A 20,178-nucleotide genomic window follows, 5' to 3' on the forward strand; every position below is an offset into this window, starting at 1 on the left:
TAAGAGATACATTTTCATTCGGAATTTCATAAAAATAAATTCTTTAATAATAAACAGATCAATACATTATTAATTTTCTATTTGAATTTTATAAATCATTCATATCCCTAATAAATTATTTCTGTTCGGAATATAAAATACTCAAGACTAGTTAATACAAGCTACTCTCATTTTTCAAATAACAATAATAAAGTTATAATAAATAACAAAGGTCATATAACTAAGAAATTTGAGGTGTTTGTTTGATGAGATACATACTTTATCCGCCTTTTTTAGTGGTTCCGGAAGAAACTGATTTCTCAGCTACATGGGAATCTTTCTGTTTAAAGTTGCTTAAACTTGAATTGAAAACCAACGATATAGAGAAGCGCAATCCACCAGAAAGTGGGGTTGACTTGTATTTCCCTAATAAGAAGTTAGCATTTCAATGCAAAAGTATTTATGATAGAAGCCACAGATTCAATAAAAAGAAAATTAAAGATTCTATAGATTCTGCGCTAACAATTAAGCAGTTCTTACCTTGGGATCAATATATTGTCTGTTGTAATGAAAATATGACAGGTGATTTTACTACAAAACTGAAAGAAAATTACCCCGATATCGATATAAAAATGCGAGGTAAAGACTATTGGATCCATTTATGCGAACAGTTTTCTAAACAGGTAGAGAGAAATTTTAGAACTCTGTTACCCTTGTCAAAAAGACAAATAGTTAGTCATTCTAATTTTTTATTTAGCAACTCATATTCTTCTTTGAAAGACAAATTTGAATCTAAGCTTGTGAAAATCCTCTTATATAGTTACGAACATGACAAAGTTTATGAAATTAATGTGCCTGAAAATTTCAAATTAAAGGAACTTAACAGATTTTTGATGGACCTTTTTAATCTCAAGAAAGTTTATTCTGAAAATCATGGTAATTTTAATATAGTTCAATCAATTATATTTGACGATGTGGAGTACACGATAAATTCTGAAAATGAAAACACGACTTTAGACCTACTGGGTGTTACAGACAATTCTGTAATGTTATATAAGTTAAAAATCCTCATTCCAGATTTAGATCTTGAGTCTGATAAACTAATGTTTAACGATAAAAACAAGTACGAAAATCAAAGGGGAAAATCAATAATAAAGGGAATATTTCAAGATTTCGATAAGACTATAGGGAGTTTCACAGATGAAGGATAATATTTTCTTTGAAACTTTGAGTGGTTCTACTGATTTTGCTCTGTTCAATCTTGCTGAAAATTCAGGAAACCATTTTATAGCATTTAATTACTATAAGAAATATGCAGAAAGTTTCTGGAATACTCATACTCAGGATGTGAAACATTGTTTTCCTCTAGAGTTTAAATACGAACAAAATTTTTCAATAAATGGTAATGTCGAGTTATATGATGAGAAAGCAAAAATTAGAATAAATGAAGGGGTGCTCTTGAGACTCTATAAATCATTTTACAGTATACTTTCAATTGACCATATTATTGATACATTGAGTGGGACTCCTGACGGTAGTCTTCAAATCAATAATATATATACATTTAATGATGCTTCCCCTGATTATGAGTATACCTTTCTTTTACCTATCAACAAAGAAAGAAAGATCATTGCTGAAGTAATGGCGATGTTTGCTATAAAATTTGTTATTCTTCATGAATTAGCACACCATCTTGACGGTCATGTTTTATATATGAAAAATTATTATAATAATGAAACGCTTAGCATAATTAGAAGAGCTCGAGAGGAAAGGATTCTAGACATTCAAACCTTAGAGATGGATGCTGATGCTTTTGCAATTTCTCAATTAATAAATGAAACAATTGAATTTATTCAAAATGATAAACTTTATACAAAACACATAAAGAATCCTGCAAATTTATACTATATTTTCATGATTTCAATCCATATATTATTTTTAGTATTACATAATGAGCACAAAAATACAGACTCCACATACTTACCTGAGCTAATCAGAAGTTTCATTGGATTAGATTGTGCAAAAGTTAATCTCACCTACAAAGCTACTGATATTATTGATGAGACAGAGATTTCAAATCTTATTAAAAACTCAGTCCTTAAAGCAAACTCACTGTACAATTCTGTTTATGGGAAAATTGATTTTACTTCTTTGGAAAATTACGATGAGCATCATATGCAATCTTTAAGAAATAATTGGAAAACTTTGAGAAATTCTCTTTTTCCCTATGCAATAGCTCAATTAGCTTATTAAAGCAGAATATAATATTTTCAAATATAAAAAACCAACCCTTCCCAATCGGCAAGGGGCTCCAAGCCACTACGGAAAACACTAATTTTTTTGCAATATTAAAAGAGTGATAAGGAATTTCGCTCAAGCCGGATAAATTAGAGCAGCTTCAGCGCTTGAGAGAGTTCGGGAGAACCTCCCTCCCTGCCCTATCTCAATTAGACAGAACGAAAGGTTATGATACCTCTTTTTCGGATATACGACGGATCTCGACCGAGTTAGGTGAGGCCTTGTCAGAACTCGACTCAGTCTCCTCTATGGCAGTATAAAGCCTTACGAAGCCAAGAAACCCTGTGGGTCAGCATAACCACTTATACATACGGCTTAGGAGCTTGCTCCGAAAGTCAAAATCATTGAGATGGGGTAGGTAAGCAAATCCTCAACTTGGTCTACAGCGGAAGCCCCCCAACTCAGAGAGGTCATGGATTTCAAGTTATTGGACATCAATGGACAAGAAACCAGTTCCTTATTGCATCATTGAGTAAAAGCAGGCACGTAATACGGGGACACGCTACGGCTTGATAGAAGAACAGCTGAGCTTCAATCTATGGAATTAAGGCAGACTGTCGCAGTTGAGTACGCCTGAATTGCGCCTGGCTTGACGATCGCCTGACATAAGTAGCGAAAGAGATAAAAAACACCTCAATTCATACCACTTATATTCCGATTGGGAAGCAAATTTCCATCCCACAGATACAAGTCGTATGGCAATTTAATCTTCGTACCGATTCATTGAAGAACTTTGGAGCTTAAAATTATTATTACAATTATAATAAAATCTTTCCATTTAACCCGAAGCCGATAACGGAGCAGTTTTCTGACAAGCTCGGCCCGAAAGTAAACGCCTCGGGAAGCCTATGCTTAAGATCCACAACTGAGGGTTTGCATGTGCATTTCCGTTACTGGAAACGAATGCTTTACTTCACGTTTAGGTAAACGCTTTTATAGTCCCTGACGAAGGCATCTATTAACCTTGAAACCACGAAAAAAAGGTAGCCCCACGAACATCTTCGTTACGGGCTACCTAGATTATTGAGTACATTTCGTTTTTAGTTTTTGATACGGTTTACTGTAAATTTACCTATATGGTCATTATTATTCTATGAAGCAGATGAGCATGAGTGAACTCTTTAGGAGGTAGTAAAGAACTGATAGATCAGTTAATTCTTTAACAAACTACCGTCAGTGTAATTTCTATTTATATCACCAAAAATATTGCACTGAGTCATTAAACCAATTTATGCGGAAAAAGATTGGATTTTTCGTCTTAGTTTGATCTTGATCTGTTCTATAGATCCGAGAAGAGCCTAAATCATTAATCACTTTCGTGTTGATAATACCGGGGTATGCTCCGTCTCTTCCTAATAATATCAATATCCTCGTTCTAAAATTACACAAAGTCACATCGTTTATAAGATTAGAAGCGGGGCAATTAGATCGAACGTGCCCATTCATACTCCCATGATGAGAGATACAGTAATATGTTGTATTTGATAAGTAAGGCACACAACTATTTATTTGATTCCATCCCTTCTCTTCTATATCCCCTGGAAATATAATAGACTTTTTCCCAAAACTAAATTTATAAACTATTGAAGAATCATTAACATTTCCTTGTATTGTAAATGTACCACTACCTAATGAAGTTGTTTTTGTTCTCACAATATAAAGATTATTATTTAAAATACCTATATTATTAGTTGTGTTTGAAGGATGGGAAATAACAACTTTTAAAGTATTATTTTTAACCCTATCATAAACTGTATTTAATAACTGATTATATTTAGGCGAACTGAAAGAATAATAAGGATTGAACCAAATTTCTGCATTTGTTGCTGCATATAACTTTATTAGTCTTTCAAGTCCACTAAAATGATCAAAGTGAGAATGTGTTAAGAAAAATTTATTGATATTAATCTCTGATATATTGAAATCTAACTTTATTTGCTCTAAGCATGATTTTATATTGTTAAAATAATTCACTTTACTCCTGTAATCCCAATCTGAGCAATCAATACACCAAATATTAACAACTTGTTTCTGATTGAAAGCGATTAAACTACAGTTACCATGACCCACATTTACATGATAAGAATATATTTTCTGAGACTCTTTCAAGGTATAATTTGTTTGCTCACTTTCACTATTCCTACTATATAGTCTCGATCTTAATCGATTATTAGTAATAGTTTGTTGACGTGCCCTATAATCATTCCCTGCTGCAGTGAATTGAAAAATACTATTTTCTTTCTGAACAACGTATACAAATTGACCCTCGTAATTATCGGTTATTTCCGTATCATCAATAGTCAAATCTAGAATCTCGGGTGGAGGTTCCTCTACTGAATATTCTTTTTGATCAAACACTCTAAAGAGAACCACTACTACTTTTTGTAGCGGTGTTCCATCTTCATCATGGATACGTGTTATATCATGAATAAAATATAACTTCTTTTTTTTATATTTTTTCTTTATCCTATTTTTTTTATGGGGTATAATTTCTATTGATTCCATTTAATCCTCCATTTTTTCTGAATAGTTTATTTACTTAGGAGAGCAAATTGAATCCAATGAGATTGTAGTTACTATTGTTTATAAATTGTATTTGGCTTTTCTCATCTGAAATGCAATATTTCCGCCTTCTAACGTATTAATAACTGCCGCTTTAACATTATGGTTATCTACAGAGCCAATACAATTTTCTGCAATTAAACCTTGACCGTCGATTTCTTGCATTACTACTATCAACTCAGAGTCTCCGAATACTGGAATGTTTGCATTATGTGTAGCAAAGATAAATTGCCTATTTAGCTTATAATCTCTTAATCCATCTACAAAATTATTCGCAATATAAGCGTTATCTAGATTATCCTCTGGCTGGTCTATAATCAAAGGATCACTATTATCTAACATAAGTATATTTAAAATTGCAGTACACTGTTGTCCTTTTGATAGTTTATTAAGAGATTTAAAGTTTTCTACTTCATCACCTTCCGCTGCAGTATTTAATTTAACTTCAATCATATCCAACAATGGTATTAATTCCAGTTCTAATTTCTTTTCCAGTGGTAATTGAGTTAGTATATCTGCCTTAGCTTTTGTTAAACCGTATTCCTCCATAAGCGTAGTGCTTCCTTCATTTATATGTCTAATGAATGACGGAAGCAAGAATTCATCTTTTTCTCTTAACCAACTCAAACTTTTTGGACCTAAACCCTCAATTTTAGACAAATGTTCAATTAATGCTTCTCGATTTTTCCCTGCATAGGCCTCAACCTGTACTTTCCCTTTTAACTTGCCTCTATTTATCTTTTTAATTGCTTTTCTCAATGCATCATAAGATTCATCTTGATTTTTATTTAATTTTTCCAACAAATTTTTTCTTTCTTGAGTTATATCTTGTAAATCTCCTAAAATTCTTGTAGATTCATTTTTGCTTGGGTTTATTCGAGCAATTTGTGATACTGTTTCTCTATATTCTGTTGCTATTTCTGGTCCCGTTTTTCCGTTAAGTCCATCTATGGACCTAATAGATTCTCTTATTGCACTTTCAGAGTCTCTTTTTATTCCCTGCCATTCTTTGTGAATTTCTTCTACACTTCTAGCAGTATCTTTAACAAGTTTTTCATACATATCTTTTAGTTTTATTAGTTCCAAATTAAAGTGTTGTACTATTTCTGTTATTTTTTTGAACTTATTTGAATTTGGAGTTTCTTGAGTGAACTGGTTAGTGAATGGGGTATCAACCTCAAAAAATTGTATAGAGTGTTTCGTAATTGTTTCAAGAGTCTGTTTTATATATTCTTCCTCTGCAGATAAATGCTCTATGGTGCTAAGTTTATCTGCAATTCCATTTTCTTTGAAGAAATTTGCCTTTTCCTCGAGTTTTGGCAATAAAGCTACCCTTTCAGAAATTTCATTCTTTTTTTTCGTTCTATCTATTAACAAATTTGCATTTTGTTTCAATTCTTTTAGAATTCCTTCTCTTTCAGAAAAATTTTCTGTTTGATTTGGAAGAAATCTACTTAAAATATTTAATTTTGCTTCATCATTCGAGACTAATTCAATGATTTCATTTTGTCCGTATATTTCAACATTTGGCAAAATATCTGAAACAGTTAAGTTTGAAATAGAACCGTCAGCATTTTCTATCACTATTGGATTTTCATACCTTTTTATAATTTTATATCTTTGACCATATCGTTGGTTGGAGGTTATATGTAGTTCCACTCTCCCGTTATCTAAGCCTAAATTTGCTTTTATTAATTCCCTGAAGTATTTTTTTGACTCAGAGCTTTTTGGTTCACAATCAAGAGTGTACCTTATTAATTCTAATAATGTAGATTTGCCTGTTCCTCTTCCGCCAATAGTAGTGTTTAGGTTTCTAGAAAGTTCTATTGAAAGTCCATCGAGGTAACCCCCATAAACTTCTAATTTATCTATGCTACTGTGAAAGCGTTCATTTTGTTCATATGAAAGTTTTACTCTTCCGTTAGGGTCTTGAAAAGCTTCAATAAAGCAGGAAAAAGTTAAATCTGACATTTTAACTAAACAATAAGCGTTCTTTTCTAATAAATCTTCAGGCTTACAAATATCCTTTGCATTAATGAATGCATAAGGAGTGGTCTTTTTGTACATCGGTTCTTTATTCTTAATAATATTAAGGTATTTAGGGTCTATATCTTCCAGACCATAAGGAATTTGTGCCGCTTTAAGTCTAACATCCTTCCAAATGTGATTCATTTGACCAATTTTAATTATTCCGTTATCACTTGTAATATGGGCCGCATACCAAAAACCATTTAACTCTTCCTCAACAACTTTTGCAATTTCCAAGCATGAAATATGGCTTGGCATAACCCCATTGTTTACATCAGTTAAGCCTAATCTACCTAAATACCTATTTAATTGTTCAGGGGTGGTTTCTTCTGAAAAAAGACAAACTATATGAATTTTTTCAGCCGTTGCAATTTCAAAGCCAGGAAAAACTATGATATCGTTTTGTCTTAATAACTTTCTTAGCCTTTCTGATTTATCACTGTTTCCGTGGTCAGCAAGACCTACAACTTTGATCCCTTCAGATAAACAGTTATTTAGTATCAAAGAATTATATTCATCCTCACTCATCGCATGTTCTCCACCCCTGTATGTTACATAACTATATGGATTAACTTGCAATGCACATTTATAAAATTCAGCAAACTTCTTCAATATTAAACCCCTTTCTTTAATTTTCTACATTCTATGATTCCATTATATAACAAAAGGGGATAGTTTAATTACCTGCCCTGCTTAAAATAATCATTTCCTTAGAATCTATTAAAGCTTTTCTTTAAAATACAGAAAATACTTTGGTGAAAGGCTTTATCAGACTGCCCTTCACTATTAATTAACTCAAGATATGCATGCGATTGTTTAATTATCATCTGTGAATGTAGTGCAGACACTGAAAACATAATATTACGAACTGAATCCATCTATTCTTCGTACTTTTTTTATGTTCAAGGATTCACCATAGGCAGATTGAACATTTTTCACTATGAGTCAGATTGGAAGATCAATTTTAAATATGCCCCAGGAATGTACAAATCGGTTCCACCGTTTAGACTAGAAATCGATAAGCAAATGATTGTAAACAAGCTACCTACGTTCATTACAAACATATCAGTTCAAAGAGCATAAATTGTGATTCTACCTCTACCTTTGCTAGGATTTGGGGGAAGGGGCGTTCTTTTGTTTCGGCCCACTGTAGCCCTCGATCAACACGATGAGTAGAAACGAAAAAATTAAACTAATGATAAGCATCGTCGCTGACTCAAATTTTCCTGGAATTGGATTAGCCCATGGTAATCGCCTCATTACGTTTTCTTAAGACAGGGAGCAGCATCGCATTTCAATAACCACGATTACGTTGATTTACTCCAAAAACAATCTTGGTTCGTGGCGATCTACCTGAAACTTGCACTCAAACCAATTGGAATTCACCACAGAAGCTTGCTTCCCAAAGAACCGACGTTTCTTTCGGATCACAGAACAGACCCCGAGTTGTTTCATTAATCGGTACACCTTGTGGTGTTAACTCTAAGTCCCTCTTTCCGCAAAGCGACCGTCATTCGAAGATAACCAAAGTAGGGATGTACGCGTTGAATGTCAAGTAGATGTGATTTTAATTCATGTTCCTTGTTTCGATGTTCTTGTGTTGCTGATCTACTTTTTTTCCTCTTGTAGTATCCCGATTGTGAAACCGCAGCTAGCTTTAAGATCCAAACCAAGCTATGACGCGCTCGTAATTCCTCTATGATTTGAAATCGAATAGCTTTACACGTCATTCCTTGTGTAGATTTGGATACTGCTTTTTTAAGTATTCAATTTCTGCTCGCAATTATGCCACTACTACTTCCACACTGGAAAATTTGGTTCTAGAGCCTCCCCTTTTGCTGCCCATACTTGCACCTGAGATTTATTTTGAATATCTAAACGAGTTGCTACTTCACGTATACTCATATGTTCTTCGTTGACCAGCCGCGCTGCCTCCACTTTCAATTCCAAGGTGTACCACCTGGATGTTTGTCCTTTTTTAGCCATGAAAAAATCCCCTTCGTTTGCATGATTAAGTTCATCTTAACAGATGTCTTTTTTCTCATGTCTACTAAAAGGGGATAGCACCAACATAGCGACTTCAATGGGACTATTTTCTTGTCCCTCAACAATTATTATCTATGTGTACAGAAAACCTGGGTGTTCTGTCAACGTAGTGCTGCATTTAAGACGTAAGATCGAATCAATTTCTCTCCATTCAAGGATGTAGTTAACTGCTCAGCTTGTTCATGAAATTTCTTTTTCGCCTCTTGTAAACTTTCTTTAGAGATTTCCCATTGAGAACAAAAGAACCATCCGACTAAATACAACCCCCCTTTTACTTCATTATCTTTCAAGTACCGATCCAAAAGCTGATTTTCCATAGCTGAATCAATTTCTTTGTGCCAACATCCCTTAACTTCTATTATGATAGTAATCGTATTGTTAATTACGGAATCCTGCTCTCTAGATATCGCTTGTACGAGAATATCTGGGCGCTCACCCTTTCTACCTCCATAAATACGACGAATCTCGACTTCACGGTTAGAAATGACTCCTCTGTTTTTTAAGTCATCTTCCAAGTGGCTCTTAACATAGTTTGAAAGATCATTTTCATCTTTTGGATGAAAAGTTCCATCTTTATATTTGTCCCATAGGAATCGAGCAGTTGGAGTTACCCCCTGAAGTTTAATATCCAAATTGTTTAGAGAATCTATTACAGCATCCATTAACATTTGTACACTAGAAACTAATTTTGCATTGTTGTTTCGAAGCAATGTACTGACCGCATCTGCTTGAGGGGGGTTCCAAGTCATGAGAAGATAATCATTTTGAACATAACTCCACATTTGGATAGCATCTTCACATTCAGGTCGCAAATCAGCTAGCTTTTTTATTATGGCATAAGCCCCTTCAGTTTTCATGTCTCTTAATAAGTCTAAAATAAATTGCTTCCATTCCTGTGTCTCGTATGCATTATAGTTCCATCCCTCAGGAATTCGAAGATTGAGCTCAATCCAAATATAGAATTCACCCAAATGTTCTGGAGTTAAGCACTTTTTACGAAGAAAAGCTCCAAGATATAAGTTTTCTCGGCTAGTCGAAGCAAATGATTGTAACACTTCATTTCCAAACTCGATATTATTCTTTATACAATCCCATACTGTGTTCCAGCCTCCATCAGATGCATGTGTCATTAAGCGTCTTGCTACAACAATACATCTTTCTCTTTTCTTTCCTTCAGCTGGCAAGGGTAACTTTAAAAGTGAATGGGCATAAAAAATTGCCTCTTTATAATCTTTTTCGAGTAAAATGCATAATAATGACTCCATTTTATTAAGTTCAAAAGATTCTAAACGGATGCGAGACAACATCCCTTCGCCTATCTGATCATTCCATATAACGTAACAAAAATTAGTGACAACGTTTTGTATAGATTTCATTCTGTCCACCATCTTTAAAAATACATTAACAATTAAGATTGGATAGAGTTTTAAAGCAAACTGTTGAAAATTTCTTTCAATACTCATTTGGCCATTATCACTAATATGCAGTTTCTTAGGTTCTATGATCCCCGGCAACCAAGCTTCCCAAACCTTGTAAGGTAACTCTTTTAACTTATCCGGAAGATGCTCAAATAATAGGAGCATAGCTACTCGCCCTGCTGAGATTTTGTTGGACTCTGAAAAGTCAATCCATTGATCCAAGGATGGTAGAAAAAGTTTTAAGTAACTAAACGCAGCATTAAGCAAGGTGTTTTTAATTTCTAAATCTTTGCATAAGGATGCATAAATTTGATGTATCTTTCTAGGAACAATCATGTTATCTATTGATTTGACTACTTTAAGATTTGTAAAGCGAATCCAGCTGTCTACAAATGATTTGTCCTCCGTATTCATAGCAACAATAAATGGTTTGAGTCTCTCTACACTGTCGTACGAATATCGAGGTAAATTTCTTGCTTTTACTTTATGCTTCTTTCCAATTGTACCTATTAGCCATCTTAAACGAGTAGTCTCCTTAGCTTTTTGGCTGCTTGTTGTACATTCGTGAAGCCATGAGGCATCACATGATTTAATTAAAAAAGCTAACTCCTCAAGCTCGTGGACATTTAAGATAAACTTATCTTTTATTATCTGTTCCATTATGAACCTACGATTAGAATTATCAAGTTGATCTTTTAAGGGCAATTTAAATTCTTTGAATGTTATACACTTGCCAGTGTACAGAGTACGTGTATTGAGTAGTTGAAGCCAGAATATTTTCAGCTTATTCGAATCTTTAAGCCTGGCGGAAATATGAATAAGAAATAAGTCTGATATTAAATTGAGGCCGTTATTTCTCGTTCTTACATTCGATTTCATATACTGTTTCTCAATCCATTGAAATGCTTCCGCAAGTTGAGTGGAATTTAAGTGGTTAGCCCAGTCGTTCAGCATATTATTAAGATTTTCAATTTCTATTCCGTCCACAAAATTCAAACGAAATACAACACTAAGCCATTCACTTACATTAACTATTTTATGTTTATTCAAATCATTTAAAACATCAAGATATAAGTTTTCGTTATATAAAGAACCCTTTTTTAATATCTGTTTCAATTCACTTAACTCTGTCGAACTCGCATTTTTCAAAAAGGCAATTAGTGCGTAGGACTGAGTATCGTTCCAATTTTCCTCAATAATCTTCAAGTAATCATCTTGTAACCCTTTCAAATCACATTTAACTGCAATTGATATAGCAGTTTGCATCGCTTTTTCCTGGTTCAATTTCTCGATTAAGAATCTTCGGATTTGGTCCTCAATTGCAGGATGATTAAAGTCAGAATACTTATTAAAATTATTATATTTTAGGAAAGTAGTACGTGAATTCTCCTTCATAAGAAAAACATTTACAAATCGAAATCTTTGGTCAAAGGATAGTTGACTAAAATCACATAGAAGTAGCACCTGATAATCATGGGTTAAAATGAGGTCAAATATTTTTTCGTTCATCCCTGCTAGCCAACCAGCGATTGCATGAAGTTGAGGGATCACTTTTTCCCTCACCTCAGGGTGAAACAACATATTGGACATCTGTTGTACATTTACATTTTTACTTAGGTAAGCTGATGTTAGATATTCAGCAAAGGTCAAATGAGACCAACGAAAACGATCGCCAGCCAAAGTTGTAAACAAACCTGTTCGTAATGTTTCTATCAATTTCTCTTTTTCTATCGATGGAAAGGCGGATCTAATTTCATGTAAGCCCAGCTCATTAGTTTGATTTCTGGAGAACGTTTGACCAATATTTATAACACTACGATTAGTCAGGAGCATTAATACCGCAATCTGTGAAGCAATTTCATACTTTTGCTCTTCATTTGCCTTGTCAGCAATACTTCGTTTCCTTCCTCTTTTTTGATTAACCTCGCTACAATACAATCGACAACCTTTTTCGTAGATTTCAATTTGCGATTCTGGTAGTTTCTCGTCTGAGTTATAGTAACCATCTAAGATAAAATTGAGCGTTACTGGCTTTACTAGGAAAGATATAATTCCTTTGTTACTTGCCTCTTCTAAAAATATCTCTGGTTTTATACTATTGTGTTTTAATGCTTGTATTACATCTTGTTTTTTCAAAGGTGCCAAATTATAAATGTCGAATTCTTCCTTAGTCCATAGTTCTATTAGTTCGTTACAAAGATCATCGATCCATATGCCTGATCTACAAGCAATCCTAAGTTTCAAACGATGTATGTATCTTTGATATTTTTTAAAATTCTCGATCCAAAAATCAACCAAAGCTTCAAATTGCATTAATGACTCATCAAAACTGTCTACATAGAGAGTTAGTGTATGAGAACCTTCTAACCATGATTGAAAATATGATTGTTTAAAAAGTTCTTTTTCAAGCGACTCTCGAGATGAAATATTTCTCAGATCAAGAAGCTGCACGTCTTCTGAATCTACCACTTGGTTATTACAATCAGTTATGTACGCTTCTACTAAGGTGTTCGACTTGCCACTTCCCGGCTCACCCAACAAAATCAGACATCCCTTATGTGATAATTCTTTTATTGAAAAGGCTTTTTTTTCTAATGAGTTCCCGTCATCTAAATAGCCATGTGCATCTATCGGGGGTAATTGTTTCGGAGAGTACCAACATCTGTTCCAATTATACTTTTCAGTCATTTAATCACCACTTTTTTTAGTTATTCTCCATCATTACGTATTTGGATAATTATTATAGATTCCGTCTAAAATATTAAGGCTAAATTTTGCGCTGACAAATAAAAATATAACTCAATGTAACGTTGCCGTACATATCCTTCTCCTAAGTTAAAAAAAGGACGATGATTCAATACGTGATGAACGTATGGAGATAATTATGGATACTTTATTGAAAAAAAATACATAAATGTTGCACTGCAGAATACTCATTGATCGTTTCCAGTAGCTAAATGAAAGATAACCGTATCTAAAACTCAATCAAAAAGAGACAGCCTGTCAAGCCTGTAGGTATTTACAAAGTTCTGTTCCATTCTTTCGTTTTAGCTAACGCTTTTATCTCTTAGCACTTCCAAGCTGATATTAGTCCTCTCGGTTTCGCTTTTTGTGGACTTTCGGCCCAAAAAAATCTGTTAAAATTCTTTCTGTTATTAGGATTGAAGATAAATCAATATTTAGCATAAATGTGGCATCCTACTTATAACGTGCAATTTATCTAGGGAATTCTGAATCAATTTATATGAAGTTTCAGTATCTTTCCATATTAGCACATTACATTGATGTAAACGTTAGAAATCAATTAACGAGGTGAAGAGCTGGTCAAAGTACCAATAAAGTAAAAAATTAGCTATAATAATGACTTTGGAAAATTATCTAATATATTTTCTTGGTACAAAGTATATTACCTACCCTGCCTCCATCTTTATAGGTGGAATGCTCAAAGTGGATTTTGTCATCAAACAGCAGTTTGGCCTATTCCCCCAAGCGATCTCCGCAATTCCTGAAGTTTTAAAGTCGTTTAGACGATCATTTATGCGGCTTGAAGCTGTCCAGACCTTCCGATTGAATATTCTAGCTCGCATTGGTGTCACGATCATGATGAATGCCGCTACTTGGGCAATTCCGTTCGCGGATTGATACGGCTTCCTTTCCACTCTTATACCCACACGCCAAGCAGATATGACTCGATAGAAACAAGCGGTCAATCAGGAAGACTTGCTACCATATCACGTTGCTCTAAGCGTCAGTCTAATTAAGAAGCTCGACCACAAGACATCGTGTAGTGAGTTTGCCAGTTTTGAGTTCTGGCCTTGTCTTTGAGATTCTGAAATAATGATGGACGATTTATCACTGGATAGTACTAATTGGCAACAGTAGGATATCCATGCCACGTGGCAATAATATTGTTATCAAAGATTTAGGAAATTTCAATCAACTTTTAGACACTCTAGATAAAAGATTGGTACAGCTCAATAAGTCTATTGTTATGGTTGTTAAACCCCTACTGGAAACGATAGTCCAATAGTATAAAGAAGCAGCGTTAATTATGATCGGCTGCTTTTGTTCAACTAACAGAGTAGTTGGCTTAACACATAGGAAGTTTTCTGTCAGCTCTAATGAGATACTGCCAGAAAATTTGGATGGGTAGTTAAAGTGGCCATGAGATGCTCTTTAAACATTAAATTTAGTATCTAAAACAAAAAATAATGGCATTACTAGGTTAAGAAGGCTGCTAGTGAGTTGTGATGGTATGAGATCCATAACCTAATTTTTGTTTTGTAAAATGAGGCCAGTTGTGCACACACCTAAGCAAACAGTTCCTTATAATTCGAAATGATTCTATACTCTTCTTTTCTTCTAAGTTTTGTATTAACGTAGAGACAAAAAATACCGACCTTTCAACTACAAAGGTCGGTTTACCCATATGGGAGAAGAAAACAATGGTTATAACTGCATTATTTCCACCCTATGAAGTTATATACCGTATTCTGTACTAACTCTATGTTTATTTGGGCAAATCAGTAATATCAACGTTCATATGTTCAGTAAGCATTAAGGTTACATCCACTTTCACTTTGCTCCACAATAGTGTCATTTTATGAAGGTAACCTCTTACCGAATAATCTACCGTTAAACTCAGCTCAGACCTCTTTTCATCTATGATTTTTATATGATGTTCCTTTAAAATTTGTTTCGATTTGTACATCTCTAAAGCAATTTTCTTTTGGGTGCCGTCCAAGTATTCAACATACACAGATTTCATCTTAAAGTTTGAAGCGTATATTTTTTGCTTATCTACCTCCAGCGCTCCTAAAAGATAAGGAAGTTCTACCAGCCTCTTCACGAGTGAAAGTTCCTCAGAAGTCTGTCGCACCTTACACGCCTCCTTCTTCAAGTTTTACAGCGACCAATTGATCAAAATCGACCCATTCAAATCCATTCTCCATTTCAATTTTGATTTTCTTTCCAAAGGTACTGACTGAAGTGACAATCCCATGTATATACCGATTGCCCCACTCATGAAACACTTCAATGGTGGCTTGCAATGTATAATTGAGCGACACATCTATATTCTGAGTAATAATCTCCCACTCATCTTCATGGATCAGTGGTTTCGTTTGATAATGAATTTGAGTTCGATGCTGTATAATTCGTTCTTTATGTTGTGGAAGCATCATTCGGCTCGATTCCCATAATCCATTGGCCTACAGTTTTTTGCTCATTTGTAATGCCCCCCGATTTTAGATGCTCGATCGATCGCTTGACCCGCAGCCGTAATGGAGCTCGCTCGTAGAATGGCAATGTCGCCAAATCGATCCTTAATGTCGTCCATCACCTGATTAATGGCTCGTTTCTGCTCTTTATCATCAAAAAATGATAGTTGATATGTATCCGCGTTGGATAATTGAGACAGGGATACGCCTACACGGCGCACAGGTTGCCCATCCCAGTGTTGATGAAATATGCGTTTGGCTATCTTGCATACATCAACGGTTATGTTTGTAGGATCAGACAGTTTAACCTGCCTGTGAAAACCAGTGGGGTGGTCAAAATTCGCTCCAGACACACTTACGGATACGACACTACCCATCAGTCCCTTTTGGCGGGCTCTTCTGCATACTTCTGTGCAGATATCGAGAATAACCACTTCGATCTCCCAAGCCTCTGTGAAATCTCTAGACAGGGTCATTCCGTTTCCGATATCCTTTTGTGTACTGTGCGTGTTGACGGTTACCGGCGAATTGTCGAGTCCATTTGCAACTCGCCAGATGACTTCTCCATTAACACCCCACTTACTTCTTAATTTGGAAAGAGGCGTATTCGCCAGGTCTCTGATGGTTCGGATGCCCATCTTCCACAGATGTTTTTCCATTCTTGATCCAATCCCCCACATATCGCGGATGGGCTTATCTCCAATGTGGAGGTGTAATTCCTCTTTCTTTAGGTGGAAAATGCCACCATCAGCTTTTTTTGCAATCATATCGCAGCACAATTTACTGATGATTTTGTTTTCACCAATGCCAGCTCTCGCGTAAACGCCTGTTTCATTATAGATTTTGTCTTGAATTTGCTTGGCTAAATCGATTGGATCATTACCAAATAGATGCATAGACCCTGTAAAATCAGCGAATTAATTCGTCAATACTGTACGGTTCGACCAGATCGGTGAACTCCTCAATAATGGACATGATTTGAGTGGATACTTCGATGTACTCTTGCATGTGTGGTTTCACAATGATCAGTTCAGGGCACTTCTGAAGAGACTGCCAAAGTGATTCCGCGGTAGATACACCTTTAGCTTAGCTTTGGCTAGTGGACAAGCGGCAAGGATAATTCCAGAACGCCTTGCTGGATCGCCAGCGACGGCGAGAGGTCTATTTTTGTATTGAGGCATTTTCGCCTTTTCGACTGAAGCATAAAACGACTGCATATCGATGAGTATAATAGTTCGCTGCTTAGCCAACACTGAAATCACTCCTGTACATTTAAGAACGTATGTTTGTATGTATTATAAACCGAACACACGTTCTTTTTTTGCAAGAGTTAAATATTTATATTCATCCGAGATAAAGTCATACTCAACATTCAGAAACGATGACATATAACAAAAGAAAGACCTTGAGGGGAAATCCTTAAGGTCAATATATTAGGCATTCACTGATTTCACTAGTTCATTTGTAAATACACCATTTAACTGCTTAACATGTATCCTGTTCGAAGAAATCATTGACATTTTGCAAAACCAAATTGTAAAAGACGGCATTCCTCCAAAGCCTCCATAAAGACAATCCTTTAAACTCAACAAATTGAAGCCTGTAATAAATAATGTTCATTTTCCATCATGATTTGGAATTAATGAATATTAATTTTGAATATACAAATAATAAGATCACAAAATAAGGAGGTTTAGAAAATGCCATCACTACTCGCTGGATTATCATTTGAGAACTCCGGATTAGTCTTTTCGCCAGGAATTAGTAGCGGATTTATTAAAGTATTAGTTACTGGTGAATTAGTTTCTCCAGGAGGAGACAGTAGATTACTAATAAGATTGAATAATGACAATAATGAGAATTCTTACAGATCTTTCATCAATATGAATGGTGATTCCGGGGGAGGAGAATGGGAGACAACTGGATTTCATACAGGGAGAACCGGATGGAGTTTAGATGCAAACTTTACTGCTGAGTATACTTTCGCAGTAAATCCGTGTGCAAATAAAATAGCAGGGAACGGTAATTCAGTTTTCGCTCTTGGCAATGGAAAAATATTAGGATATGAGTGTCACGGTTATTTTTCAACAACCCAACATTTAAATGCAATAAGTCTTATTTTCACAGGAGGTAAGGCTACAGGTATCGCTAAATTTTATCACATGGAATAATATACTTAATAAGTAAAGCCCACTGCCCAAAAGACTAGTGGGCTTTACTTATTAAGTTCGATTTTGAACACTAAGAATTCTTCATTCATTCTATGAAGAACATCCTCTGATATTCACTTACCGCGAACTTCAGAACAAGATTAAATTACAGAAGGTTAGGAATGATACTGCAGTTTATTTACATATTTTGTTTAATTAATTATAAAATGCGAAATTGAATAAAAATTTATAATTACAGTAATATTAAATTTGTACACATAGAAAAAATGTAAAAATTAAACATAGGAGGGTAAAAAATATTATGACAAACTCAGAAAAAGTATATACGTACCGCTCTGGAAAAAAACTCAAGCTTCATAAGAAACCTGACCAGTTTATTGTACGGGCACTGCCAGATGAACTTGAGCAAAAATTGGGAATAACTGATGCTAAGAAAGTATCCGCTTCATCCTCCAAGATCACAACACGTACAATGGACCTTGAACACTTAATGACTGAATCTAGACAAATTGCTCCCACACATCATGCTTATGTTGTTGCAGAGACGAACAATGAATTTCTGATCACAGATCGCATCTTTGTGACTTTTCATAATGCAATCTCTCATGAAGAAGTTGGTGCTTTCGCTGGGCGTTACGGCCTAATGATGCTACAAAATTAAGTGATTATGATTATTTCTTCAAACTCACAGAACATACTGGAATTAATCCGATAAAGCTAATAGTCATGTTGACCGAGCAGGATCCACTTGTGAAGTCTGCAGAACATGATCTTAACTATCGATTTAAGAAATACGAATTAACCCCACCAACAGATCCTTCATATATCCGTCAATGGCATTTGCATAACCGACACCAGAATGCTGATTATGATCCGCGTTCTTCTGTCAGATGTGAAGAAGCATGGGAACTATTAGGGAATTTTGGTAGTGTTGATGTTGTTGTGGGTGTAGCTGATGATGGATGCAAAATGGACCATGTTGACTTTAACTCATCAAATAAATTTGCGGGATGGGGATATTTTGTAAGAGAAGATATAAACTTGATTTCCGATGTAGATATTGGCTCAGATATATCTGGTATGTACGAGCCAATGGCTAACCATGGTACTTCTTGTGCAGGAGTTATCGCTGCCGATGTGAATGCAAAGCTAACAGTAGGAGCTGCTCCAGGTTGCAGACTTTTGCCGATTAAGTGGGAATCTGAAGGCTCTTCATTATTCATTGGGGACTCCAGGATGCTTAACATGCTTAATTATATTGCTGACAAGGTCGACATACTCTCGAACTCTTGGGGATCTTCGCCCATGACGCTTTGGCATCCTATTGTGATAAAGAGAATAAGCGAGCTTGCTGTAACTGGTGGGCGGAGGGGAAGTGGTATTGTATTTTTGTGGGCTGCAGGAAACGAAAATTGCCCAATTCAACTTACAACATCCTTTGATGTACCATATACGAGCGGTTTTGATTTTTTGAGGGATGGATCTCCTGTGTGGACAGGCGTTAAAACAAGTAATAAATTTCAAAACGATCTGGTGGATATTCCTGGTGTTATGCATATTGCAGCAATCTCAAGTAATGCTCAACGTAGTCACTATTCAAATTACGGAACTGGTATTACATTATGTGCACCTAGTAGTAACAGTCATGAATACCACCGTCTCCCTGTTAAAGGTTTAGGGATTACAACATCTACAGGACAAGCCTCGTTAATTACCAACACTTTTGGGGGAACATCAAGCGCCACACCACTTGTTGCAGGTATTGCCGCTCTAATAGTCTCGGCTAATCCAAGTCTCTCAGCACTGAATGTTATCAAGATTTTAAAGCAAACTGCATCAAAGGATCTAAACTTTGAAGGTTATCCAACAACACCTCCTGCAAGTTACGATCCAGATACTTCATGGGACGTTTCTCCCGTCAGCCCTTTTGATAAAGGTGACTTTCAGAATGCAGGTGATTCAGATGGAACTTGGAGTCCCTGGTTTGGCCATGGCAGAGTGAATGCTCATGGAGCTGTAGCAGAGGCCCTGAGGCTGAGAGACGCGCATTAGTCGCACTAATTTCTCTATGACAGCTACCGATGATCAATTTTTCTTTCGGATATAGGTAGCTGTTCGTAGGGCTGCGTTTCTTTCATATATAACTCGACTTCTAATAGTTTATTCTCTTCCGTCGTCAAATTTTATAATTCATTTTTTAGTACCGCTTTGTAGAGTTTTGCTTTTAGTTGGCTCACGTACTAACTTTTTTAGCAATAAAGAACTAGCTATACATATCAATTATTGTACCTCGCTTGTCTACAATCTCCCCTTCTTCGATATATACGCTATACGCCGTAATTTAAAGTCTTTCAACCCATCTGACACTTCATGTAATAAGTTCATTACTAAATTCCAAATATCTTCATTTTCAATACCTTTAATAAGAAAAACTACTTCACGTATGAAGTAGTTACT

The 20,178-nt window shown here is 35.3% G+C and carries 12 protein-coding genes and 2 pseudogenes; 5 read left to right on the plus strand and 9 right to left on the minus strand.

Annotated elements, in window-relative coordinates:
* Positions 1-245: 245 nt before the first annotated feature.
* Positions 246-1,190, plus strand: coding sequence for a hypothetical protein (locus PAEAM_RS14240; RefSeq protein ID WP_100528007.1), 945 nt, complete (start codon positions 246-248; stop codon positions 1,188-1,190).
* Positions 1,180-2,232 (plus strand): hypothetical protein, encoded by a 1,053-nt coding sequence (locus PAEAM_RS14245; RefSeq protein ID WP_100528008.1) that lies wholly within the window; start codon positions 1,180-1,182, stop codon positions 2,230-2,232. Before PAEAM_RS14240 ends, PAEAM_RS14245 begins: the two co-directional genes overlap by 11 nt.
* Before the next feature lie 1,239 nt (positions 2,233-3,471).
* Here the strand turns inward: PAEAM_RS14245 and PAEAM_RS14250 are convergent.
* The 9 genes and pseudogenes from PAEAM_RS14250 to PAEAM_RS14280 form a co-directional block, all read right to left on the minus strand.
* Positions 3,472-4,782 (minus strand): MBL fold metallo-hydrolase, encoded by a 1,311-nt coding sequence (locus PAEAM_RS14250; RefSeq protein ID WP_100528009.1) that lies wholly within the window; start codon positions 4,780-4,782, stop codon positions 3,472-3,474.
* A gap of 78 nt (positions 4,783-4,860) precedes the next feature.
* Positions 4,861-7,479, minus strand: coding sequence for a TrlF family AAA-like ATPase (locus tag PAEAM_RS14255; RefSeq protein ID WP_243391362.1), 2,619 nt, complete (start codon positions 7,477-7,479; stop codon positions 4,861-4,863).
* An 801-nt stretch (positions 7,480-8,280) separates the two neighbouring features.
* Positions 8,281-8,393, minus strand: a pseudogene (locus tag PAEAM_RS32715) (IS3 family transposase); the annotation flags it as partial.
* Positions 8,394-8,661: 268 nt separating this feature from the next.
* The gene (locus PAEAM_RS31805; RefSeq protein WP_165789922.1) at positions 8,662-8,853 is read right to left on the minus strand and encodes a hypothetical protein; all 192 of its coding nucleotides are present in this window, start codon (positions 8,851-8,853) and stop codon (positions 8,662-8,664) included.
* Between the two features lie 161 nt (positions 8,854-9,014).
* A complete protein-coding gene (locus tag PAEAM_RS14260) occupies positions 9,015-13,019 on the minus strand; it encodes an NACHT domain-containing protein (protein WP_100528011.1) in 4,005 nt (1,334 codons plus the stop codon).
* Between the two features lie 888 nt (positions 13,020-13,907).
* A complete protein-coding gene (locus tag PAEAM_RS32720) occupies positions 13,908-14,033 on the minus strand; it encodes a zinc ribbon domain-containing protein (RefSeq protein WP_481856111.1) in 126 nt (41 codons plus the stop codon).
* An 808-nt stretch (positions 14,034-14,841) separates the two neighbouring features.
* Entirely contained in the window at positions 14,842-15,210 is a 369-nt protein-coding gene (locus tag PAEAM_RS14270) for a YhjD family protein (RefSeq protein ID WP_100528013.1), read from the minus strand.
* A gap of 1 nt (position 15,211) precedes the next feature.
* Positions 15,212-15,514 (minus strand): YolD-like family protein, encoded by a 303-nt coding sequence (locus tag PAEAM_RS14275; protein ID WP_100528014.1) that lies wholly within the window; start codon positions 15,512-15,514, stop codon positions 15,212-15,214.
* Positions 15,515-15,555: 41 nt separating this feature from the next.
* Positions 15,556-16,767, minus strand: a pseudogene (locus PAEAM_RS14280) (DNA polymerase IV).
* A gap of 483 nt (positions 16,768-17,250) precedes the next feature.
* Between PAEAM_RS14280 and PAEAM_RS14285 the strand changes: the two are divergent.
* From PAEAM_RS14285 to PAEAM_RS14290, 3 genes are all read left to right on the plus strand, one after another.
* The gene (locus PAEAM_RS14285; protein WP_100528015.1) at positions 17,251-17,721 is read left to right on the plus strand and encodes a hypothetical protein; all 471 of its coding nucleotides are present in this window, start codon (positions 17,251-17,253) and stop codon (positions 17,719-17,721) included.
* 301 nt (positions 17,722-18,022) lie between these two features.
* Complete coding sequence (locus tag PAEAM_RS32305) at positions 18,023-18,382, plus strand: hypothetical protein (RefSeq protein ID WP_243391364.1); 360 nt, start codon at positions 18,023-18,025, stop codon at positions 18,380-18,382.
* Positions 18,383-18,447: 65 nt separating this feature from the next.
* Positions 18,448-19,773, plus strand: coding sequence for a S8 family serine peptidase (locus tag PAEAM_RS14290; protein WP_243391365.1), 1,326 nt, complete (start codon positions 18,448-18,450; stop codon positions 19,771-19,773).
* The last annotated feature ends 405 nt before the right edge of the window (positions 19,774-20,178 follow it).

It is taken from the genome of Paenibacillus sp. GM1FR (genome assembly GCF_002803315.1).
Lineage (GTDB): Bacteria > Bacillota > Bacilli > Paenibacillales > Paenibacillaceae > Paenibacillus > Paenibacillus amylolyticus.